Source organism: Streptomyces sp. NPDC048664 (genome assembly GCF_040650555.1).
GTDB lineage: Bacteria > Actinomycetota > Actinomycetes > Streptomycetales > Streptomycetaceae > Streptomyces.
Map to the genome: position 1 here is coordinate 375,430 of NZ_JBEZHK010000001.1, position 18,336 is coordinate 393,765.

Here is an 18,336-nt window from a genome sequence, read left to right on the forward strand (position 1 = left end):
CTTTTGCCGACGGCCCGTCGGGCCGGGAGGCCCCGCCGGGAGGCTCCCGGGAACGCGGCACAGGGGCGCCCCCGAACCCGGGGACGCCCCTGTGCCGTCTGGCGCTTCACCGCGTCAGGTCGTACGCCGCCTGCGCGCGCCGGGGCGCCGCTCGCTCGGCCGGGTCACCGGGTCCCCGGCCTCCAGGGCCGCGGCACGGCGCTTGAGACCGAAGTCCGCGAGCGCCTCCGCCAGCTTGTGCACGGACGGTTCGGGCGCCATGACGTCGACCCGCAGACCGTGCTCCTCGGCCGTCTTCGCCGTGGCGGGGCCGATACAGGCGATCACCGTCACGTTGTGCGGCTTGCCCGCGATACCCACCAGGTTGCGGACCGTGGAGGAGGACGTGAAAAGGACCGCGTCGAAGCCGCCGCCCTTGATCGCCTCACGGGTCTCGGCCGGCGGGGGCGAGGCACGGACCGTGCGGTAGGCGGTGACGTCGTCCACCTCCCAGCCCAGCTCGATCAGCCCGGCCACCAGGGTCTCGGTGGCGATGTCGGCGCGCGGCAGGAACACCCGGTCGATCGGGTCGAACACCGGGTCGTACGGCGGCCAGTCCTCCAGCAGGCCGGCGGCCGACTGCTCCCCGCTGGGAACCAGGTCCGGCTTCACACCGAACTCGACCAGGGCCCGCGCCGTCTGCTCGCCCACCGCGGCCACCTTGATGCCCGCGAAGGCACGCGCGTCGAGCCCGTACTCCTCGAACTTCTCCCGGACCGCCTTGACGGCGTTGACCGAGGTGAACGCGATCCACTCGTAGCGGCCCGTCACCAGACCCTTGACCGCGCGCTCCATCTGCTGGGGCGTGCGCGGCGGCTCCACGGCGATCGTCGGCACCTCGTGCGGCACGGCGCCGTACGAGCGGAGCTGGTCGGAGAGCGACACCGCCTGCTCCTTGGTGCGCGGGACCAGGACCCGCCAGCCGAACAGCGGCTTGTTCTCGAACCACGACAGCTGGTCGCGCTGGGCCGCGGCGGAACGCTCGCCGACCACGGCTATCACCGGGCGGCCGCCCTCGGGCGAGGGCAGCACCTTCGCCTGCTTCAGCGTCTGCGCGATCGAACCGAGGGTGGCGGTCCAGGTGCGCTGCCGCGTCGTCGTGCCGGCGACGGTCACCGTCAGCGGGGTGTCGGGCTTGCGGCCCGCCGCCACCAGCTCGCCGGCCGCGGCGGCCACCGAGTCCAGCGTGGTGGAGACGACGACGGTGCCGTCGGAGGCGCCGACCTCGGTCCAGCAGCGGTCCGAGGCGGTCTTGGCGTCGACGAACCGCACGTCCACGCCCTGCGCGTCCCGCAGCGGCACACCCGCGTAGGCGGGCACGCCCACGGCGGTCGCGACGCCGGGCACGACCTCGAAGGGCACGCCCTCGGTGGCGCACGCCAGCATCTCCTCGGCGGCGTGCGCGTCCAGGCCGGGGTCCCCGGAGACCGCTCGGACGACCCGCTTGCCGCTCCTCACAGCCTCCATGACAAGATGTGCCGCATCCCTCAACGCGGGGACAGCAGCGGCTGTTGACGTGCTGTCAACGACCGTCAGCTGGGGGGTGCCCACGCCCGGATACACGCCTGTGGCGGGGTCCGGGTCGGTGTGCAGCCAGGAGACGCCTGTCCGTGTGTGCGCGCGCACCACGTCGAGGACGTCGTGCTCGCCGACGACGACGTCCGCGTTCGCCAGCGCCTCCACGGCGCGCAGGGTCAAAAGCCCCGGATCCCCGGGTCCGGCACCGAGGAAGGTGACGTGCCCGTGTTCAAGGCCGGTGGGAAGGGTGGTGGGGCTCACTGTGCTCGCTCCCCCATCAGACCGGCCGCGCCCTGGGCAAGCATCTCGGCGGCGAGTTCGCGGCCGAGCGCTACTGCCTGCTCGTGCGTCCCGGGCACGGGACCGGTGGTGGACGACTGCACCAGCGTGCGGCCGTCGGTCGTACCGACGACGCCGCGCAGGCGCATTTCCTTGACAATCTGCTCGTCGGCCTGGCCGTCCCCCCGCTCCAGCGGAGCCGAGAGGGGCGGAAGGTCGGCCAGCGCGCCCACGGGGGCACTGCAACCGGCCTCCAGGGCGGCGAGCAGGGACCGCTCGGCGGTCACGGCGGCCCGCGTGTGCGGGTCGTCGAGCTCGGCGAGCGCGGCGATGAGGTCGGCGTTGGCCGCCGTGCACTCGATCGCCAGTGCCCCCTGGCCGGGGGCGGGCAGAACCGTGTCGACCGACAGGAAGTCGGTCACCTCGTCGATCCGGCCGATGCGGTTCAGTCCGGCGGCGGCGAGGACGACCGCGTCCAGCTCGCCGTCGTGGACGTACCCGATCCGCGTGTCGACGTTGCCGCGGATCGCGACCGTCCGTATGTCGAGCCCGTGGGTGCGCGCGTACGCGTTCAGCTGCGCCATGCGGCGCGGCGAACCGGTGCCGATGCGCGCGCCGCGCGGCAGGTCGGCGAACTTGCGGGCGTCCCGCGCGACCATCACGTCACGCGGGTCCTCGCGCGGCGGGACGGCGGCCAGCACCAGGTCCTCGGGCTGCGTGGTGGGCAGGTCCTTGAGGGAGTGGACCGCGAAGTCGACCTCGCCCCGCAGGAGCGCGTCGCGCAGCGCGGTCACGAACACACCGGTGCCGCCGATCTGGGCGAGGTGCTCGCGGGAGGTGTCCCCGTACGTCGTGATCTCCACGAGCTCCACGGGCCGTCCGGTCACCCGGCGCACCGCCTCGGCGACCTGCCCGGACTGGGCCATGGCCAGCTTGCTGCGCCTGGTCCCGAGCCTCAGTGCCCCTGGTTGAGGGGGTGCGCTCCCCTGTGGCTCATGTGGCTCACTCATGCTCGCCCTCGGTTCTCGGCGTTCTCGACAGTCTCGGCGGTGTTGCTGTCCCCGGCGCGGGAGACGGAGGCGACCGTCTCGGGGTCGAGGTCGAACAGGGTGCGCAGCGCGTCCGCGTATCCGGCTCCGCCGGGCTCGGCGGCCAGCTGCTTGACCCGTACGGTCGGCGCGTGCAGCAGTTTGTCCACGACGCGCCGCACGGTCTGGTTGATCTCCGCGCGGTGCTTGTCGTCCAGGCCGGGCAGCCGGCCCTCCAGGCGGGCGATCTCGCCGGCCACGACGTCGGCGGCCATGGTGCGCAGGGCCACCACGGTCGGGGTGATGTGCGCGGCGCGCTGGGCGGCGCCGAACGCGGCCACCTCGTCGGAGACGATCCGGCGGACCTGGTCGACGTCGGCGGCCATGGGGGCGTCCGCGGACGCCTCGGCGAGCGACTCGATGTCGACCAGCCGCACCCCGGGCAGCCGGTGCACCGCGGCGTCCACGTCCCTCGGCATCGCGAGGTCGAGGATCGAGAGCACGGGCGCGGGGCGCGGGGCGGGCACCACGGGTTCGGGGCGGCGGCGCTCGGGGATACGGCCGACGGTGGCCACGGTCGCGGCCAGCGCGGTGATCACCTCGGCCTCCGCCTCGGGGTCGAGGACGGCGCTGGCGGCGGGACGGCCGCTGCGCTCCCGGTCGCCCTTGTCGACCCACGCCGCGTGCTGTTCCAGCTCGGCGGCGGCCATCCCGGCGACGGCCGACTCGCCCAGCACGGAGAAGCCCGCCGTGCTCTGCACGGCCGACAGGTCGAGCGGGCAGTCCTCGTCGGCGCCGAGGCCGGTGCCGGTGCCGCGCTCGCCGTCCTGCGGCGCGGCGCCCTGCTCGGCCTGCGGTACGACGGCGCGGGTCTCCGGGATGCGCACGGGCTCGCCCACGCGCCCCTCGACCGCCCGCGCCACCGACTGGGCGGTCAGGACCAGGCCGGTCGCGCCGGTGCAGGAGACCACGACGTCGGCACGTGTCAGCTCGTCCGGCACCGTGTCCATCGGTACCGCACGCGCGGACACGTGCGTGCCGTCGTTCTCGGTCAGGATCCGGGCGAGGCGCTCGGCCCGCTCCAGCGTGCGGTTGGCGACCACGACCTCGGCGATCCCGGCGCGCGCGAGCGTCGCGGCGGCCAGGGAGGACATCGAACCGGCGCCGATCACCAGGGCCCGCCTGCCCGCGGCCCAGCTCTCGACCGGGGCGCCGTCGGTCAGCTGCTCCAGGCCGAAGGTGACGAGCGACTGCCCGGCACGGTCGATGCCCGTCTCCGAGTGGGCCCGCTTGCCGACCCGCAGGGACTGCTGGAACAGCTCGTTCAGCAGGCGTCCGGCGGTCTGCTGGTCCTGCGAGGTGGCCAGGGAGTCCTTGATCTGGCCGAGGATCTGGCCCTCGCCGACGACCATCGAGTCCAGTCCGCAGGCCACCGAGAACAGGTGGTGGACGGCCCGGTCCTCGTAGTGCACGTAGAGATGGGGGGTCAGCTCGTCCAGGCTCACCCCGCTGTGCTGGGCGAGCAGGGTGGACAGCTCGGCGACACCGGCGTGGAACTTGTCGACGTCGGCGTACAGCTCGATGCGGTTGCAGGTGGCGAGCAGCGCGGCCTCGGCGGCCGGCTCGGCGGCGACCGTGTCCTGCAGCAGCTTGCCCTGGGTGTCGCCGGTCAGCGCGGCCCGCTCCAGGATGCTGACCGGGGCGCTGCGGTGGCTCAGCCCTACGACGAGGAGACTCATGCCGGCATCACGGCGGGACGGTCCCCGTCGGGTCCCTGGTCGGACTCCGTGGTCGCGGCGGCCGGCAGACCGTCGGGCGGGGCCACCTCCACGGCCTTGCGCTGCTCGTGGAAGGCGAGGATCTGGAGCTCGATGGAGAGGTCGACCTTGCGTACGTCGACGCCGTCCGGGACGGACAGCACGGTCGGCGCGAAGTTGAGGATGGAGGTCACGCCCGCGGCCACGAGCCGGTCGCAGACGGGCTGCGCGGCGCCGGCCGGGGTGGCGATGACGCCGATGGAGACGCCGTTCTCCTCGATGATCTTTTCCAGGTCGTCGGTGTGCTGGACCGGGATGCCCGCCACCGGCTTTCCGGCCATGTGGGGATCGGCGTCGATGAGCGCCGCGACCCGGAAGCCGCGCGAGGCGAACCCGCCGTAGTTGGCCAGCGCCGCGCCGAGGTTGCCGATACCGACGATCACAACCGGCCAGTCCTGGGTGAGACCCAGTTCACGGGAGATCTGGTAGACGAGATACTCGACGTCGTAGCCCACACCCCGCGTCCCGTAGGAGCCCAGGTAGGAGAAGTCCTTGCGCAGCTTGGCGGAGTTGACTCCCGCGGCGGCGGCCAGTTCCTCGGAGGAGACCGTGGGCACCGAGCGCTCCGACAGCGTGGTCAGGGCTCGGAGGTACAGCGGAAGACGGGCGACGGTGGCCTCGGGAATCCCTCGGCTGCGGGTCGCCGGTCGGTGAGTTCGGCCAGTTGCCACGGTGCTCCTGCGGGTAGAGCGGGGCTGCGGGCGGTCACACGTCCCCGGACCGCCCCGTCGAATGCAGGCTATGTCTTTGTGAACGCGTGCACAAAGATTGTGTCCGATTTGCCCGGCCAACGTGACCGGGGTCACGCACCCCCGTCGCACTGATCGGGAACCGGCGCATCCACGCCGCCGTTCCTTTTCTTCTGGGGGCAAAACCGCACACTCTCCTCTGACGATCCCGCCCCCCACGGCTGGTCGCCGACGATCCTAAGCGACTTTTCCAGCCACTTGTACTGGCTGGTCAGATTCCGGCGGCGCGAACCCGGCCGGAGCCGGCCGGCTCCGACCGGGCCGGGTCACCCGAGGGCTTTGCGCAGGCGATCCTCGTTCACGCGCCAGAACGTGTGCTGCTCCCCGTCCACGAGGACGACCGGGATCTGCTCCCAGTAGCGGCGGTGGAGCTCCTCGTCCTCGGTGATGTCCTTCCGCTCCCAGGGCACACCGAGTTCGCCGCAGACCTTCTCGATCACGCTCTGCGCGTCGTCGCACAGGTGACAGCCGGGCTTGCGGATCAGGGTGACGAGCCGCTCCTGGGGGCTGCGGGCGGCGGTGCGGCGGAAGAGAGGACTCATGTCGGCCATTCTCACTCGGCGGAGCACCGGAGGGGGCGTCCGGCCCGGGGCCCCGGACGGGCGGCTCGCGCCCCGCCGCCACGCCGCGCGGACCGCCTGTTTAACGACACGGTCGCGGAGAGTTCACACCCCCCGAACCTCTCGACTCCGGAACCACCGAACAGACTGGCTATGCTCACGACATGGCCGCTCTCGGATGGCTCACTCCCCGTAGGCGCTCCGCCACGGCGCGGAGCGTTTTGGCAGGCGAGGCCTCGGCGGAGGCCGCGCGCAAGTCCACACAGGACGCCGCCGCGCACGACGGCACCGACGAGGCGCGGGAACCGGAGTTCCCGGTCCTCGGCGACGAGCGGGCCGCGGCGTTCTTCGACCTGGACAACACCGTGATGCAGGGCGCCGCGCTGTTCCACTTCGGGCGGGGCCTGTACAAGCGGAAGTTCTTCGAGACGCGCGACCTGGCGAGGTTCGCCTGGCAGCAGGCGTGGTTCCGGCTGGCCGGGGTGGAGGACCCCGAGCACATGCAGGACGCGCGGGATTCGGCGCTGTCCATCGTGAAGGGCCATCGGGTCGCCGAGCTGATGTCGATCGGCGAGGAGATCTACGACGAGTACATGGCCGAGCGGATCTGGCCGGGCACGCGGGCGCTGGCGCAGGCGCACCTGGACGCCGGGCAGCCGGTGTGGCTGGTCACGGCGGCCCCGGTGGAGATCGCCACGGTGATCGCCCGGCGCCTCGGCCTGACCGGCGCCCTCGGCACGGTCGCGGAGTCGGTCGACGGCGTCTACACCGGCAAGCTGGTGGGCGAGCCGCTGCACGGTCCGGCCAAGGCGGAGGCGGTGCGGGCCCTCGCGGCGGCGGAGGGGCTGGACCTCGCGCGCTGCGCCGCGTACAGCGACTCCCACAACGACATCCCGATGCTGTCGCTGGTGGGCCACCCCTACGCCATCAACCCCGACAGCAAGCTGCGCAAGCACGCCCGTACCTATGACTGGCGGCTGCGCGACTACCGCACGGCCCGCAAGGCCGCGAAGGTCGGGTTGCCGGCGGCCGCCGGGGTGGGGGCGGTGGCCGGGGGGACGGTGGCGGCGATCGCGCTGCACCGGCGGCGCCGCTAGCGCCTGGCCGGCGGGGGCTGGGGGTCTGGGGGGGGCTGAGTGCACCTGCGCTGCCGGGTGCGGGTTCGCTGTGGCTTTTCGCGCAGTTCCCCGCGCCCCTGACAGGGGGCATCACGTGCGTTGCAGGGTGCAGGTCCGTTGGGGTTTTCGCGCAGTTCCCCGCGCCCCTGAATCGGGGGCTTCACGTGCGTTGTCGGGTGCGGGTGCGTCGTGGTTTTCGCGCAGTTCCCTGCGCCCCTCGCCCGGTGAGGTGTGACTCTGTGTGAGGGGTTGCCGTGGTCGGGTGTGGCCGGAAAGTGACGTCCTTGCTCGGGTTGTGTCCCTCTGCGTTTCCCTCCCGCGGCGCGCCCGCATTCTGCGGGTCTTACCCCTTTCCCCGCCCCACCACTCGCGCCGCGCCCACCCGACCGCAACACGCCCCGCACCCATACGGAACCCGGAACGATTCGGTCAACAAATAGTCATTCTGCGGCACTTGGACGGGCGGGAAGCGACCAGAGAAGCGCTGTAATCGAAGATTTGAGCAACTGGGTGTAGCGCCGCCTGCACTAAGCGTTATTCTCCTCAGACGCAATCCGGTACCCCTCCGTCGCTACGACGGGTGAAAGGTCCCGCACTGTACGTGATGGAAGCTCTGCCTCTGGGAGTCTCGTGTACCCACATGTCGGGGTTGACGCCTCGGGCCTGGCTACGCTCCGCGCAACGGTCCATGACCTGCTGCGCGGCTGCGTCCCCACCGCTTGGGCCGTCCCCGCCTTCGCCACCGCCGCCCCGGTCGGCCCGTGCTACGCACTGGCCGACGGTCGCGCCGCGGTCGGCGGCCGACGGGGGCGCTCCGGAACGGCCGCCACCACCACAACCGCACGCCGACCGGCCGCGGACAGCGACAGCGCCCGCATGATGGAACTGGTCGAGCGCGCCCAGGCCGGCGAGGCCGACGCCTTCGGGCGCCTGTACGACCAGTACAGCGACACCGTCTACCGCTACATCTACTACCGGGTAGGGGGAAAGGCGACCGCCGAGGACCTCACCAGTGAGACCTTTCTGCGCGCCCTGCGCCGCATCGGCACCTTCACCTGGCAGGGCCGCGACTTCGGCGCCTGGCTCGTGACGATCGCGCGCAACCTGGTCGCCGACCACTTCAAGTCGAGCCGGTTCCGCCTGGAGGTCACCACCGGCGAGATGCTCGACGCCAACGAGGTGGAGCGGTCCCCGGAGGACTCCGTCCTGGAGTCCCTCTCCAACGCCGCGCTGCTGGACGCCGTACGACGGCTCAACCCCCAGCAGCAGGAGTGCGTCACGCTCCGCTTCCTCCAGGGGCTCTCCGTCGCCGAGACGGCCAGGGTTATGGGGAAGAACGAGGGCGCGATCAAGACCCTCCAGTACCGGGCCGTCCGCACCCTGGCCAGACTCCTGCCCGAGGACGCCCGCTGAGCGGCCCTCGGCCGCCGCACACTCTCTGCTACTTCAACTCACCTTCCGTACATGCCCGTTGAGTTCGCGGTCCGATCATCCGCCGTCCGTAACCCAAGTGCCGAGCCGCTCGTTGTGCGGGATACAGGCTCCCTGTGGTCACCCCTGGCCGATCTCTGCCACTCGATCGTGTGGATGCGGTCAAGGAGTGCAACCCTCAGGATCCCCTGGGGAGTCGACCGTCATGATGAGAGGAGGTGCCGCCAGTGATCGCGAACGTATCGGCGCACCGGCGGGCGAACGCCTTCGCCCAGGCCCTGGAGGACCAGTCCGACGACCGGGGCACGGCGGCCGAGCAGCCCGGATCCGGAGGACCGGATCCGGCACCGGCGGCCGTGGAAGGGAGCGAACAGGGCCTTCTACTGGCCCTGGCGACCCGGCTCGACGATCTGCCGAGGCCGGGGCTCGATCCCGAGGTGAAGGTCGTCCAGCGCGCGCGGCTGGTGGCCGCCATGGAGGCCATGCTGCAGGAGGAGGCCGCAGGGGGCGAAGCGGCGGACCCGTCGGTGCCCGGCCAGCGGTCCCACCGGGCCAGGGGCGGTGCGCACCGCGCGAGCCCGCTGGGGAAGCTGCGACCGCGTTCACGACTCAGCAAGACCCTCGCCGCGGGCGGGCTCAGCGTCGGCGTGGCGGCGGCCTCCTTCGGCGGGGTCGCGGCAGCCAGTTCCGACGCTCTGCCCGGCGACTCGCTCTACGGCCTCAAACGCGGCATCGAGGACGTCAAACTCGGCATGGCCGACGGCGACAGCGACCGCGGGCAGATCTACCTGGACCAGGCGTCGACCCGGCTGAACGAGGCCCGTCGGCTCATGGAGCGCGGGCGCGGTGGCCACCTCGACCACGAGTCCCTCGGCGAGATCCGCCGCACCCTGTCCGGCGTGCAGCACGACGCGGCCGAAGGGCATCGCCTGCTGCACGAGGCCTACGAGCAGGACGGGTCACTCGCCCCCATCCAGGCCCTCTCCAGCTTCTCCCAGTCCCACCGCGAGACCTGGGGAACCCTGCGTGAGCGGCTGCCCGTCCAACTCGGCGACGTCAGTCAGCAGGTGACGTCGGTCTTCGAAGCCATAGACCAGGAAGTGGCCCCGCTGCGGTCACTGCTTCCGCAGTCCCCGTCCCACGGCGGTGCCGGCCGGTCCCAGAGCTCCACACCGGGCGCCACCACCGGCTCCGCGGGCACGGACAGCCCGGCCACTCCCAGCCCCACCGGCGGCTCCGCCCCCGGCGACCGGAGCAGCGGCAGCGGCTCGCCCCAGCCGTCTGCCTCCAGGAGCGCGGACGACGGCCTGCTGGGCGGCAGCACGGGCGGACTGCTCGACCCGCCGAAGGACAGTGCCAGCAGCACCCCGTCCACCAGCCAGAGCCCGTCCTCCGGGCCGGACGTGACGCTGCCTCCCCTGCTGCCGGGCCTCCTGCCGGGGCTGGGCATCAACGGCGAGGAGAACAGGTAGGAGCGGCACGGAAAGAGGTCGGGGGCACCCACGCACGGGGGGTGCCCCCGACCTCGTACCGCCTCGTACTCCTCAGAAGAACACCGACCGCCGCTGCACCAACAGCTTGTACAGCGTGTGCTGGATCTGCTCCCTGACCTGGTCCGTCAGGTTGAACATCAGCATCGGGTCCTCGGCCGCCTCCGGCGGATAGCCGTCCGTGGGAATCGGCTCGCCGAACTGGATCATCCACTTCGTCGGCAGCGGAATCGCGCCCAGTGGTCCCAGCCAGGGGAACGTCGGGGTGAGCGGGAAGTACGGGAAGCCCAGCAGCCGGGCGAGGGTCTTCGCGTTGCCGATCATCGGGTAGATCTCCTCCGCCCCGACGATCGAGCAGGGAATGATCGGCGTGCCGGCGCGCAGCGCGGTGGAGACGAAACCGCCGCGGCCGAAGCGCTGGAGCTTGTAGCGCTCGCCGAACGGCTTGCCGATGCCCTTGAAGCCCTCCGGCATCACCCCGACCACCTCGCCGCGCTCCAGCAGCCGCTGGGCGTCCTCGGCGCAGGCCAGGGTGTGGCCGGCCTTGCGGGCCAGTTCGTTGACCACCGGAAGCATGAAGACCAAGTCGGCCGCCAGCAGCCGCAGATGGCGGCCCGCCGGATGGTTGTCGTGCACGGCGACCTGCATCATGAGGCCGTCCATGGGCAGGGTGCCCGAGTGGTTGGCGACGATCAGCGCCCCGCCCTTCGACGGGATGTTCTCGATCCCCTTCACCTCGACGCGGAAGTACTTCTCGTACACCGGGCGCAGCAGGGACATCAGGACCTGGTCGGTGAGCTCCTCGTCGTAGCCGAACTCGTCGACCTCGTAGTCGCCCGTCAGACGGCGGCGCAGAAAGGCGAGGCCGGCGGCGACGCGCTGCTCCAGGCCCACGCCGGCCCCCCGCTCGGACGGCGCCGCGGCCGAGGCCTGCTGGGCGGCCGCCACCGGCGGAACGGACGTCGCTGAAGTCGCAGAGGTCGCAGGAGTCACAGGACCATCATCCTGCGGGAGCTGCGGGGCCGGCAGGGGCTGCACCCCGCGGACCGCCCCGGGCTCACCCCCGCGCCGACTCCCGCCGCCGCGGCGGCGCGGGGGCCGCTGCACGGCAGCCCCGCGGGACCGGTCGTCGTCGAACGGAATGACCTTGGCGTCCGCCATCGTTGCTCCGCTCCTCAGTTGGCGCTGTGCGTCGGGGGGTGGCCACCGCCCAGAACGGGCAGTGCGGCGATCCGGTCGACGGCCCCCGCGAGGGCCTCCGGCGGCAGCAGTCCGGGCCCGCGACTGCGCGCGAAGTCCGCGAACGTCTGGGCGGTCGTGTACGCCGGCTCGTACCCGAGCGTCTCACGCATCTGCTGCGTCCGAACGACCCGGCCATGGGTGAGCAGCCGGATCTGCTCGGGCGAGAAGTCCGTCATGCCCAGGGTGCGCATCGCGGAGCCGATCCAGGTGACCGCCGGCAGCAGCAGGGGCGCGGTGGGACGCCCCAGCCGCCGCGCGCACTGCGACAGCAGCAGCACGCCGTCGCCGGCCACGTTGAAGGTGCCGCTGTTCAGGGTGCCGCGGCGCGGCTCGTGCGAGGCGATCCGCAGCACGTCGACGACGTCGTCCTCGTGCACGAACTGCAGGCGCGGGTCGTAGCCGAGGACGGTGGGCAGCACCGGCAGCGAGAAGTACGAGGCGAGCGGCGAATCGGCGCCCGGGCCCAGGATGTTGGCGAACCGCAGGACGCAGACGGCGACGTCGGGACGACGGCGCGCGAAGCCCCGCACATACCCCTCGACCTCGACGGTGTCCTTCGCGAAGCCGCCGCTCGGCAGGGACTTGGGCGGGGTGGTCTCGGTGAAGACGGCCGGGTCGCGGGGCGCGGACCCGTACACGTTCGTACTGGACTTCACCACCAGTCGCTTCACCGTCGGGGACTTCTGGCACGCACCGAGCAGCTGCATGGTGCCGATGACGTTGGTCTCCTTGACCGTGGCCCTGCTGCCGCTGCCCAGGGGGGTGCCCGTCACGTCCATGTGGACGACCGTGTCCACGGAGTGCTCGGCGAGCACGCGGGCGATGGCGGGCTGGCGGATGTCGGCGCGGATGAAGTGCGCGCCGCCCAGATGGTGCTCGGGGGGCACCGCGTCGACCGCGACGACGCGGTCGACCTCCGGGTCACGCTGGATGCGCCGTACGAACCGGCCCCCGAGGCGGCGAGCCACCCCGGTCACGAGCACGACCTTGCCCAAGATCAGCGCCTCTCTTCCCGTCCCGTCCAGTCCGGTCCAGTGTCCGCGTAGTGCCGCGTTCCCCGTAGGGGCCAACTTAGCGGTTCGATGTTGCGCTGTGATGACCACCCGATGCGTGACGTGACCGCAGCCGTGAACTTACGGCCAGAGTGGCCGAAGTCCAACCCCTGCCGCGCGGGTGCCCGGAAAACGCAGTGGCCCCCCACCGGAAGGCAGGGGGCCACGACGCGCATTCGCACGCGTACGTTCGCGTCTTACTTCTTGTTACGACGCTGAACGCGCGTGCGCTTGAGCAGCTTGCGGTGCTTCTTCTTAGCCATCCGCTTGCGCCGCTTCTTGATAACAGAGCCCACGACTACCCTCGCTCACTTCTCATCACTCGGTGCTGGGCGCCATGGGCCCATACGACCTACGAGGGGCTAGCCTACCCGCCCGGGAGCTGAGGTCGTAATCGAGGTGACGTGGAGATGGCCCGGCGAGGCCCCGAGGGGCTCCACCGGGCCCTTGTCAGGCTGTCTCCACCCCCACGTAGCTCTCGCGGAGATACTCGTGAACCGCCTGCTCCGGCACCCGGAAGGACCTCCCCACCCGGATCGCCGGCAGATGACCGCTGTGCACCAGCCGGTACACGGTCATCTTCGATACGCGCATCACCGAGGCGACTTCCGCCACGGTCAGGAACTGAACCTCGTTCAGAGGCCTCTCGCCAGCTGCAGCCATGACACACCTGAACCTTCCGCACTCGACGGCCACCGGCTTCCCCTTCCGGTGACTCTTCGTCGTTGCGTGCTCACTCCCCAATGTAGGGGCGGGTGATGCGAGTGGGGAAGAGGGGATGGTATCGGCGGCCTACTGTGACAGACACGCTCGATCGAGTACATAGCGCATAAGCGGTCGGTAGTAATCGGACCGCACAGCGTCATCCAGGGGCACGACGACGGACACGCGCCCCTCCGCCTCCCCGACGAAGAGCGCCGGGTCGTCCGTGTCGGCCAGGCCGATCGCGTCGAACCCCAGCTGACCTGCTCCGCAGACCCAGCCGTGGTCCCCGATCACCAGCTGCGGCAGCGGGCCGCCGGCCTCCGCGGCGGCGGCCAGCGCGGTGCGGACCGGCAGCGGCGAGTGCGTGTGCGCGCCGGGCTCACAACCGGCTCCCCCGGGCTTCGGGCTCCGCACGAACGCCACGCCCCGTACGTAGTCGAGGGTGTATGTGCGTAGTCCGAACCGGGTCAATATGTCGACACGGCGACCCTGTGCCGGGGTGAGGACAGTACATCCCCCCGCCGACAGGGCGTCCGCGAGCGCGACGTAGAAGCCGAGCAGGCGATGCGGGTGGCCGGTGCCGAACAGCACCGCCGCCTGCTCGCGCGCGGCCCTGGCGATGCGTTCCGCGAAGGCCTCCAGGCCCTCCAGCGTGCGCTCGGGGTCGATCACATCATGGCCCGTGACGCAGCGGGGGTCGGCCGAGACCCCGCATTTGTACGCCATCAGCTCGATCACATCGCGCTGCCTCCAGGTCCACTCGGGATCCAGCCCGATCAGCACGCGGGGGTCCCGGGCGACGAAGGCCCGGTAGCTGCGCAGGCTGCTCTCCCTCGTCGTGGCCACGGGGCCGGCGAGGCGAGAGGCCAGCAGATGGGCGCGCAGGGCTCCGGTGCTCAACACGAGAGCGATGCTGACGCAGCCCCCGGCCCAACACCCCAAGAACCCAGAAACACCCCACAGTCGGCCTAACGGGCCACCCCACTCAGGAGCACGAGAAACAGCGCGACCAGCCACGACGCACCCGACAAGGGGCGCGGGGAACTGCGCAAAAGCCCCACCCCCACACCGGCCCCCGCGCGGTCAGGTCAGCAACCCCCGCAAGGGGAACACCGCCCGACGAGCCGCCAGCACAGCCTGATCCGCCCGGTCGGCGGGGTCGTACCCCGACTCCCAGTCCCGGTACAGCACCGGCCACCGCCCATCGGTCATCCGCCCCGGCGCAAGCTGCCGCGTCCGCGCGTACACCTCCTGCCGCCAGCTCTCCGGAATCACGGTCACCGGCTCGACCGGAACCCCCGCCGCGATGGCGACGAGATGCGTCCACGACCGCGGCACCACGTCCACCACCGCGTACCCGCCCCCGCCCAGCGCGACCCACCGCCCCTCGGCGTGCTCGTGCGCCAGCGTGTGGCACGCCAACTGCACGGCACGCTGCGCGTCCAGCGACACGGCGAGATGCGCCAGCGGATCCTCGAAGTGGGTGTCGGCCCCGTGCTGGGTGACCAGCACCTGCGGCCGGAAGTCGGCGATCAGCTCCGGCACGACAGCGTGGAAGGAGCGCAACCACCCCGCGTCCCCCGTCCCGGCGGGCAGCGCCACGTTCACCGCGCTGCCCTCCGCCCCCGGCCCGCCCGTCTCCGTCGCCCAGCCGGTCTGCGGGAAGAGCGTGCTCGGGGACTCGTGCAGCGAGATGGTCAGCACCCGCGGGTCGTCCCAGAACGCCGCCTGCACCCCGTCCCCGTGGTGCACGTCCACGTCGACGTACGCGACCCGCTCGGCGCCCAGCTCCAGCAGCCTGGCGATGGCCAGCGCGGCATCGTTGTAGACGCAGAACCCGGACGCCGCGCCCGGCATCGCGTGGTGCAGTCCGCCGGCGAAGTTCACGGCGTGCAGCGCGTCCCCGCGCCACACGGACTCCGCCGCCCCCACGGACTGGCCCGCGATGAGGGCGGACACCTCGTGCATCGAGGCGAACGCGGGATCGTCCACGGTGCCGAGCCCGTACGAGCCGTCGGCGGCACCGGGGTCGGCCGAGGCCGCCTTCACGGCCTGGATGTAGTCCTCGCGGTGCACGAGCCGCAGCGTCGAGTCACCCGCGGGCTTCGCCGAGACCACCTCGATGTCCCGGTCCAGCCCGAAGGCGTCGACGAGTTTCCTGGTCAGCGCGAGCCTGACCGGATCCATCGGATGATCCGGACCGAAGTCATAGCCCGTTACTGCCTCGTCCCACATCAGCTGTGCGCGGCCGCTCATGCCCGTCACCGTATCGGGCGCCACCGGCCGAGAACGAACGGGCGTACACCAGCGTCAGCAGGACCAGCGCCATCGGCACGAGCATGGCCCCCCGGTAGCTCCAGGCGTCCCCGAGCGCGCCCACGAGCGGCGAACCGACCAGGAAGCCGACATAGTTGAAGATGTTCAGGCGTGCGACGGCCGCGTCGGACGCCTCCGGGAACAGCCGTCCGGCCGCGGCGAACGTCTGCGGTACGAGGACGCACAGGCCCAGGCCCAGCAGGGTGAAGCCGAGCATCCCGGTCCACGCCCCCGGCGCTCCCGCGACCACCGCGAAGCCGAGCGCCGCGACCAGCGCACCGAGCCGTACGACGGCCGCGGCCCCGAACCGCCGTACGCCGAAGTCCCCGAGGGACCGGCCGAGCAGGGTGGTCACCATGTAGACGTTGTACGGAACCGTCGCCAGCTGCTCCGAACTGCCCAGCGTGTCCTGGAGGTACTTGGCGCTCCAGTTGGAGACGGTCGAGTCGCCGATGTACGCGAACGTCATCACCAGGCACAGCGGCAGCAGCAGCCGGAACACCAGCGCCCCCGCCTGCACCGGCGCCCCGGCCTCGCCGGCCGAGCCGGCCGCGGGTCCGGGCCGGCCCCCGTCGACGTACCACCTGCTGCCGAGGAGGACCGCCGGCAGCAGGACCACGACCACCGGCAGATACGACACCCACAGCGCCAGATGCCCGTGCGCCCCCACCCAGGCGAGCGAGGCGCCCACGATCCCGCCGAGGCTCCACGTCGCGTGGAAGCCCAGCATGATGCTGCGCCCGTAAGCCCGTTGAAGGCTGACCCCCAGCATGTTCATGGAGGCGTCGAGAGCGCCGACGGCCAGCCCGAAGGCGGCCAGCGCCACGGCGATCTCGGTGATGCCGCTGCCGGCGCCCGCCGCGAGGAGGGCGAGCAGCACGACGGGTTGCGACCAGCGCAGTACCCGGCTGGGGGGTACGCGTTTGACGAGCTGTTCGGTCGTGACGCTGCCGACGCCCGCCAGGACCGGCACGGCGGCGAGGAAGACGGGAAGCAGCGCGTCGGAGATCCCGTATCGGTCCTGGATGGCCGGGATCCTGGTCACGAGCAGGGCGAAGGCGACGCCCTGGGCGAAGAAGCTGAACGCCAGCGAGGCCCTACCGCGCCGCAGCACATCGGTCATGGCGGCGAGCGTAGGGCCCCTGCTTACTGCTGGGTAGATCCAGTAGAAGATGAATGCCGCTCACCTTCGCCTCGGCTTCGCCGCCGGTCCTACCGGGCGAGTGCGTACGCGGGCTCCTGGGCGTCGGCCTTCTTGAGCTCGGCCAGGAGCTGCTCGTGCATCGGTCCGGCACCGAGGGCGCCGCCGACCACGAAGCCGAGGCCCATGGCGCCCATCATGATCACCGTGCCGAGCCAGACCATGGTGTCCACCGGCAGCGTGTAGGCGCCGACGATCCGCACGACGCACTCGCCGAGCAGCACCGCGCCCCAGACGAGGGAGAAGATCCGCTCCGAGCGCCGGAAGGCCGGCGATCCGGTCATCAGCCGTTCCCAGGCGGCTTCCTTGGTGGCGTCGCCCTTGACCAGGAAGGGCTTCATGCCCGCGGTCATCATGGGCTTCCCGAGCGCCACCGAGACCAGGATCCCGATGCCGATGGTGCTGCTGACGGCGCTGTCCTTGACGAGCATGAGTCGCGGGTCGCCGGAGACGAAGCTGAGGACCAGCCCGACGACGTTCACGACGAGAATGAGGGCGGCGAGCGCGTTGAGCTTCCGCTCGGTGACCGCGCCCCACAGGGTCCGCACGGCCGGGACGACGCTGCTGCAGGCGAGCGCCGCGAAGGTGCTCAGGCCGAGGGCGTCCTTGCACAGGTAGTACGCACCGAGCGGCAGCGCCACGTCCACGATCAGCGGAGCGAAGGCGTTCTTCTTGTTCTGACCCTGGGATGCCGTGTTCGTCGTCATGCCCTCAGCTTCGCCGCTGTCGGGGGTCCGGCAGTAGAAACGATCGTCCGGAGCCCGGCATGACAAATGTCAGCGGCCTCCCGGTGGCTCCGGTCAGGCCCGGCCTCATCGCAGCAGGTCAGCCAACTCGCCCAGGGCGGAGAACAGGTGGGAGGCGTCGGCCAGCCGGGAGGCGGGGGTCATCGCGGTGAACCCGTAGACGTCCATCCCGGCGGCGACGGCGGCCTGGACGCCCAACGGGCTGTCCTCGATCACGACGCACCGACCCGGCGCGACACCCATGCGTTCCGCCGCGTGGAGGAACAGGTCCGGTGCCGGCTTCCCCTTGCCCACGTCCTGAGAGCTGAAGATCCGTTCGTTCTCGAACCACCGGTCGAGTCCGGTCGTACGGTGCCCCACCCGGATCCGCTCATGGCTGCCGGACGACGCCACGCAGTACGGGACTCCGTCGGCGGACAGCTTCTCCAGGATCTCCGCGGCGCCGGGGACGGGCTTCAACTCCCGCTCGAAGGCGTCGAAGACACGCGTGTGGAAGACGTCGTCGAAGTCCTCGGGCAGCGCTCGTCCGGTGCGTTCCGCGATGAGTTCGTGGATGCGGTGCATGGCCGATCCCATGTAGTCGCGGATCGAGTCCTCGTACGTCGTGGGATGCCCGAGCTCGGTGAGGTACGCGGCCAGCACCCGGTTGGAAATGGGCTCGCTGTCGACGAGCACACCGTCGTTGTCGAATATGACGAGGTCGTAGCGCATGAAATTGATCATAAACGCAGAAGACCCCGCACCATGAGGTGCGGGGTCTTCCCACAATTTGTTCGGCGGCGTCCTACTCTCCCACAGGGTCCCCCCTGCAGTACCATCGGCGCTGTAAGGCTTAGCTTCCGGGTTCGAAATGTAACCGGGCGTTTCCCTCACGCTATGACCACCGAAACACTATGAAACTGTCAACCGCACCATGTGTGGCACATGGGGTTGTTCGTGGTTTCAGAACCAACACAGTGGACGCGAGCAACTGAGGACAAGCCCTCGGCCTATTAGTACCAGTCACCTCCACACGTTACCGTGCTTCCAGATCTGGCCTATCAAC

General features: G+C 71.2%; 17 protein-coding genes and 1 rRNA gene. 3 read left to right on the plus strand and 15 right to left on the minus strand.

Annotated features, from left to right (window positions below; translation table 11 throughout):
- Window positions 1-114 precede the first annotated feature (114 nt).
- The 5 genes from AB0C59_RS01750 to AB0C59_RS01770 all read right to left on the minus strand — a co-directional run bounded on the left by AB0C59_RS01750 (window position 115) and on the right by AB0C59_RS01770 (window position 5,981).
- Entirely contained in the window at window positions 115-1,818 is a 1,704-nt protein-coding gene (locus tag AB0C59_RS01750; RefSeq protein WP_363000116.1) for a uroporphyrinogen-III synthase, read from the minus strand.
- Complete coding sequence (gene hemC / locus AB0C59_RS01755) at window positions 1,815-2,846, minus strand: hydroxymethylbilane synthase (RefSeq protein WP_363000117.1); 1,032 nt, start codon at window positions 2,844-2,846, stop codon at window positions 1,815-1,817. The genes AB0C59_RS01750 and hemC overlap by 4 nt, the downstream gene beginning before the upstream one ends.
- Entirely contained in the window at window positions 2,843-4,603 is a 1,761-nt protein-coding gene (locus tag AB0C59_RS01760; protein ID WP_363000118.1) for a glutamyl-tRNA reductase, read from the minus strand. The genes hemC and AB0C59_RS01760 overlap by 4 nt, the downstream gene beginning before the upstream one ends.
- Window positions 4,600-5,352, minus strand: a complete 753-nt coding sequence (locus AB0C59_RS01765; protein ID WP_363000119.1) for a redox-sensing transcriptional repressor Rex — start codon at window positions 5,350-5,352, stop codon at window positions 4,600-4,602. The genes AB0C59_RS01760 and AB0C59_RS01765 overlap by 4 nt, the downstream gene beginning before the upstream one ends.
- 344 nt (window positions 5,353-5,696) lie before the next feature.
- A complete protein-coding gene (locus tag AB0C59_RS01770; RefSeq protein ID WP_363000120.1) occupies window positions 5,697-5,981 on the minus strand; it encodes a glutaredoxin family protein in 285 nt (94 codons plus the stop codon).
- Window positions 5,982-6,154: 173 nt separating this feature from the next.
- Between AB0C59_RS01770 and AB0C59_RS01775 the strand changes: the two genes are divergently transcribed.
- The 3 genes from AB0C59_RS01775 (at window position 6,155) to AB0C59_RS01785 (ending at window position 10,011) form a co-directional block, all read left to right on the plus strand.
- Window positions 6,155-7,087, plus strand: a complete 933-nt coding sequence (locus AB0C59_RS01775; protein ID WP_363000121.1) for an HAD-IB family hydrolase — start codon at window positions 6,155-6,157, stop codon at window positions 7,085-7,087.
- A gap of 651 nt (window positions 7,088-7,738) precedes the next feature.
- Entirely contained in the window at window positions 7,739-8,521 is a 783-nt protein-coding gene (locus AB0C59_RS01780; RefSeq protein WP_363000122.1) for an ECF subfamily RNA polymerase sigma factor, BldN family, read from the plus strand.
- A 245-nt stretch (window positions 8,522-8,766) separates the two neighbouring features.
- The gene (locus AB0C59_RS01785; RefSeq protein WP_363000123.1) at window positions 8,767-10,011 is read left to right on the plus strand and encodes a DUF5667 domain-containing protein; all 1,245 of its coding nucleotides are present in this window, start codon (window positions 8,767-8,769) and stop codon (window positions 10,009-10,011) included.
- Window positions 10,012-10,083: 72 nt separating this feature from the next.
- On the opposite strand, the gene AB0C59_RS01790 is transcribed toward AB0C59_RS01785, so the two are convergent.
- The 10 genes from AB0C59_RS01790 to rrf all read right to left on the minus strand — a co-directional run bounded on the left by AB0C59_RS01790 (window position 10,084) and on the right by rrf (window position 18,179).
- Entirely contained in the window at window positions 10,084-11,190 is a 1,107-nt protein-coding gene (locus AB0C59_RS01790) for a lysophospholipid acyltransferase family protein (RefSeq protein WP_363000124.1), read from the minus strand.
- A gap of 14 nt (window positions 11,191-11,204) precedes the next feature.
- Window positions 11,205-12,266, minus strand: coding sequence for an NAD-dependent epimerase/dehydratase family protein (locus AB0C59_RS01795; protein WP_363000125.1), 1,062 nt, complete (start codon window positions 12,264-12,266; stop codon window positions 11,205-11,207).
- A 254-nt stretch (window positions 12,267-12,520) separates the two neighbouring features.
- Window positions 12,521-12,619 carry an AURKAIP1/COX24 domain-containing protein gene (locus tag AB0C59_RS01800; RefSeq protein ID WP_003948845.1) on the minus strand — a complete coding sequence of 33 codons (99 nt, stop codon included), beginning with the start codon at window positions 12,617-12,619 and terminating at the stop codon, window positions 12,521-12,523.
- Window positions 12,620-12,773: 154 nt separating this feature from the next.
- Window positions 12,774-12,986, minus strand: a complete 213-nt coding sequence (locus AB0C59_RS01805; protein ID WP_004984898.1) for a helix-turn-helix domain-containing protein — start codon at window positions 12,984-12,986, stop codon at window positions 12,774-12,776.
- Window positions 12,987-13,115: 129 nt separating this feature from the next.
- Entirely contained in the window at window positions 13,116-13,931 is an 816-nt protein-coding gene (locus AB0C59_RS01810) for a phosphatase (protein ID WP_363000126.1), read from the minus strand.
- A 180-nt stretch (window positions 13,932-14,111) separates the two neighbouring features.
- On the minus strand, window positions 14,112-15,284 hold the full coding sequence (locus AB0C59_RS01815; RefSeq protein WP_363000127.1) for an acetoin utilization protein AcuC: 1,173 nt from the start codon (window positions 15,282-15,284) through the stop codon (window positions 14,112-14,114).
- A complete protein-coding gene (locus AB0C59_RS01820) occupies window positions 15,235-16,467 on the minus strand; it encodes an MFS transporter (protein ID WP_363000128.1) in 1,233 nt (410 codons plus the stop codon). Before AB0C59_RS01820 ends, AB0C59_RS01815 begins: the two co-directional genes overlap by 50 nt.
- A gap of 89 nt (window positions 16,468-16,556) precedes the next feature.
- Window positions 16,557-17,252 (minus strand): VC0807 family protein, encoded by a 696-nt coding sequence (locus AB0C59_RS01825; protein ID WP_363000129.1) that lies wholly within the window; start codon window positions 17,250-17,252, stop codon window positions 16,557-16,559.
- 105 nt (window positions 17,253-17,357) lie between these two features.
- Window positions 17,358-18,002 carry an HAD family hydrolase gene (locus AB0C59_RS01830; protein ID WP_363000130.1) on the minus strand — a complete coding sequence of 215 codons (645 nt, stop codon included), beginning with the start codon at window positions 18,000-18,002 and terminating at the stop codon, window positions 17,358-17,360.
- Between the two features lie 60 nt (window positions 18,003-18,062).
- Window positions 18,063-18,179 (minus strand): 5S ribosomal RNA (gene rrf / locus AB0C59_RS01835).
- Window positions 18,180-18,336: the final 157 nt, after the last annotated feature.

What these genes read in the sequence shown, in the direction of transcription:
- hemC (WP_363000117.1), bottom strand. Translation starts at nt 2,846, where the DNA reads ATGAGTGAGCCACATGAGCCACAGGGGAGCGCACCCCCTCAACCAGGG.
- AB0C59_RS01760 (WP_363000118.1), bottom strand. Translation starts at nt 4,603, where the DNA reads ATGAGTCTCCTCGTCGTAGGGCTGAGCCACCGCAGCGCCCCGGTCAGC.
- AB0C59_RS01770 (WP_363000120.1), bottom strand. Translation starts at nt 5,981, where the DNA reads ATGGCCGACATGAGTCCTCTCTTCCGCCGCACCGCCGCCCGCAGCCCC.
- AB0C59_RS01775 (WP_363000121.1), top strand. Translation starts at nt 6,155, where the DNA reads ATGGCCGCTCTCGGATGGCTCACTCCCCGTAGGCGCTCCGCCACGGCG.
- AB0C59_RS01790 (WP_363000124.1), bottom strand. Translation starts at nt 11,190, where the DNA reads ATGGCGGACGCCAAGGTCATTCCGTTCGACGACGACCGGTCCCGCGGG.
- AB0C59_RS01805 (WP_004984898.1), bottom strand. Translation starts at nt 12,986, where the DNA reads ATGGCTGCAGCTGGCGAGAGGCCTCTGAACGAGGTTCAGTTCCTGACC.
- AB0C59_RS01815 (WP_363000127.1), bottom strand. Translation starts at nt 15,284, where the DNA reads ATGAGCGGCCGCGCACAGCTGATGTGGGACGAGGCAGTAACGGGCTAT.
- AB0C59_RS01820 (WP_363000128.1), bottom strand. Translation starts at nt 16,467, where the DNA reads ATGACCGATGTGCTGCGGCGCGGTAGGGCCTCGCTGGCGTTCAGCTTC.
- AB0C59_RS01825 (WP_363000129.1), bottom strand. Translation starts at nt 17,252, where the DNA reads ATGACGACGAACACGGCATCCCAGGGTCAGAACAAGAAGAACGCCTTC.
- AB0C59_RS01830 (WP_363000130.1), bottom strand. Translation starts at nt 18,002, where the DNA reads ATGCGCTACGACCTCGTCATATTCGACAACGACGGTGTGCTCGTCGAC.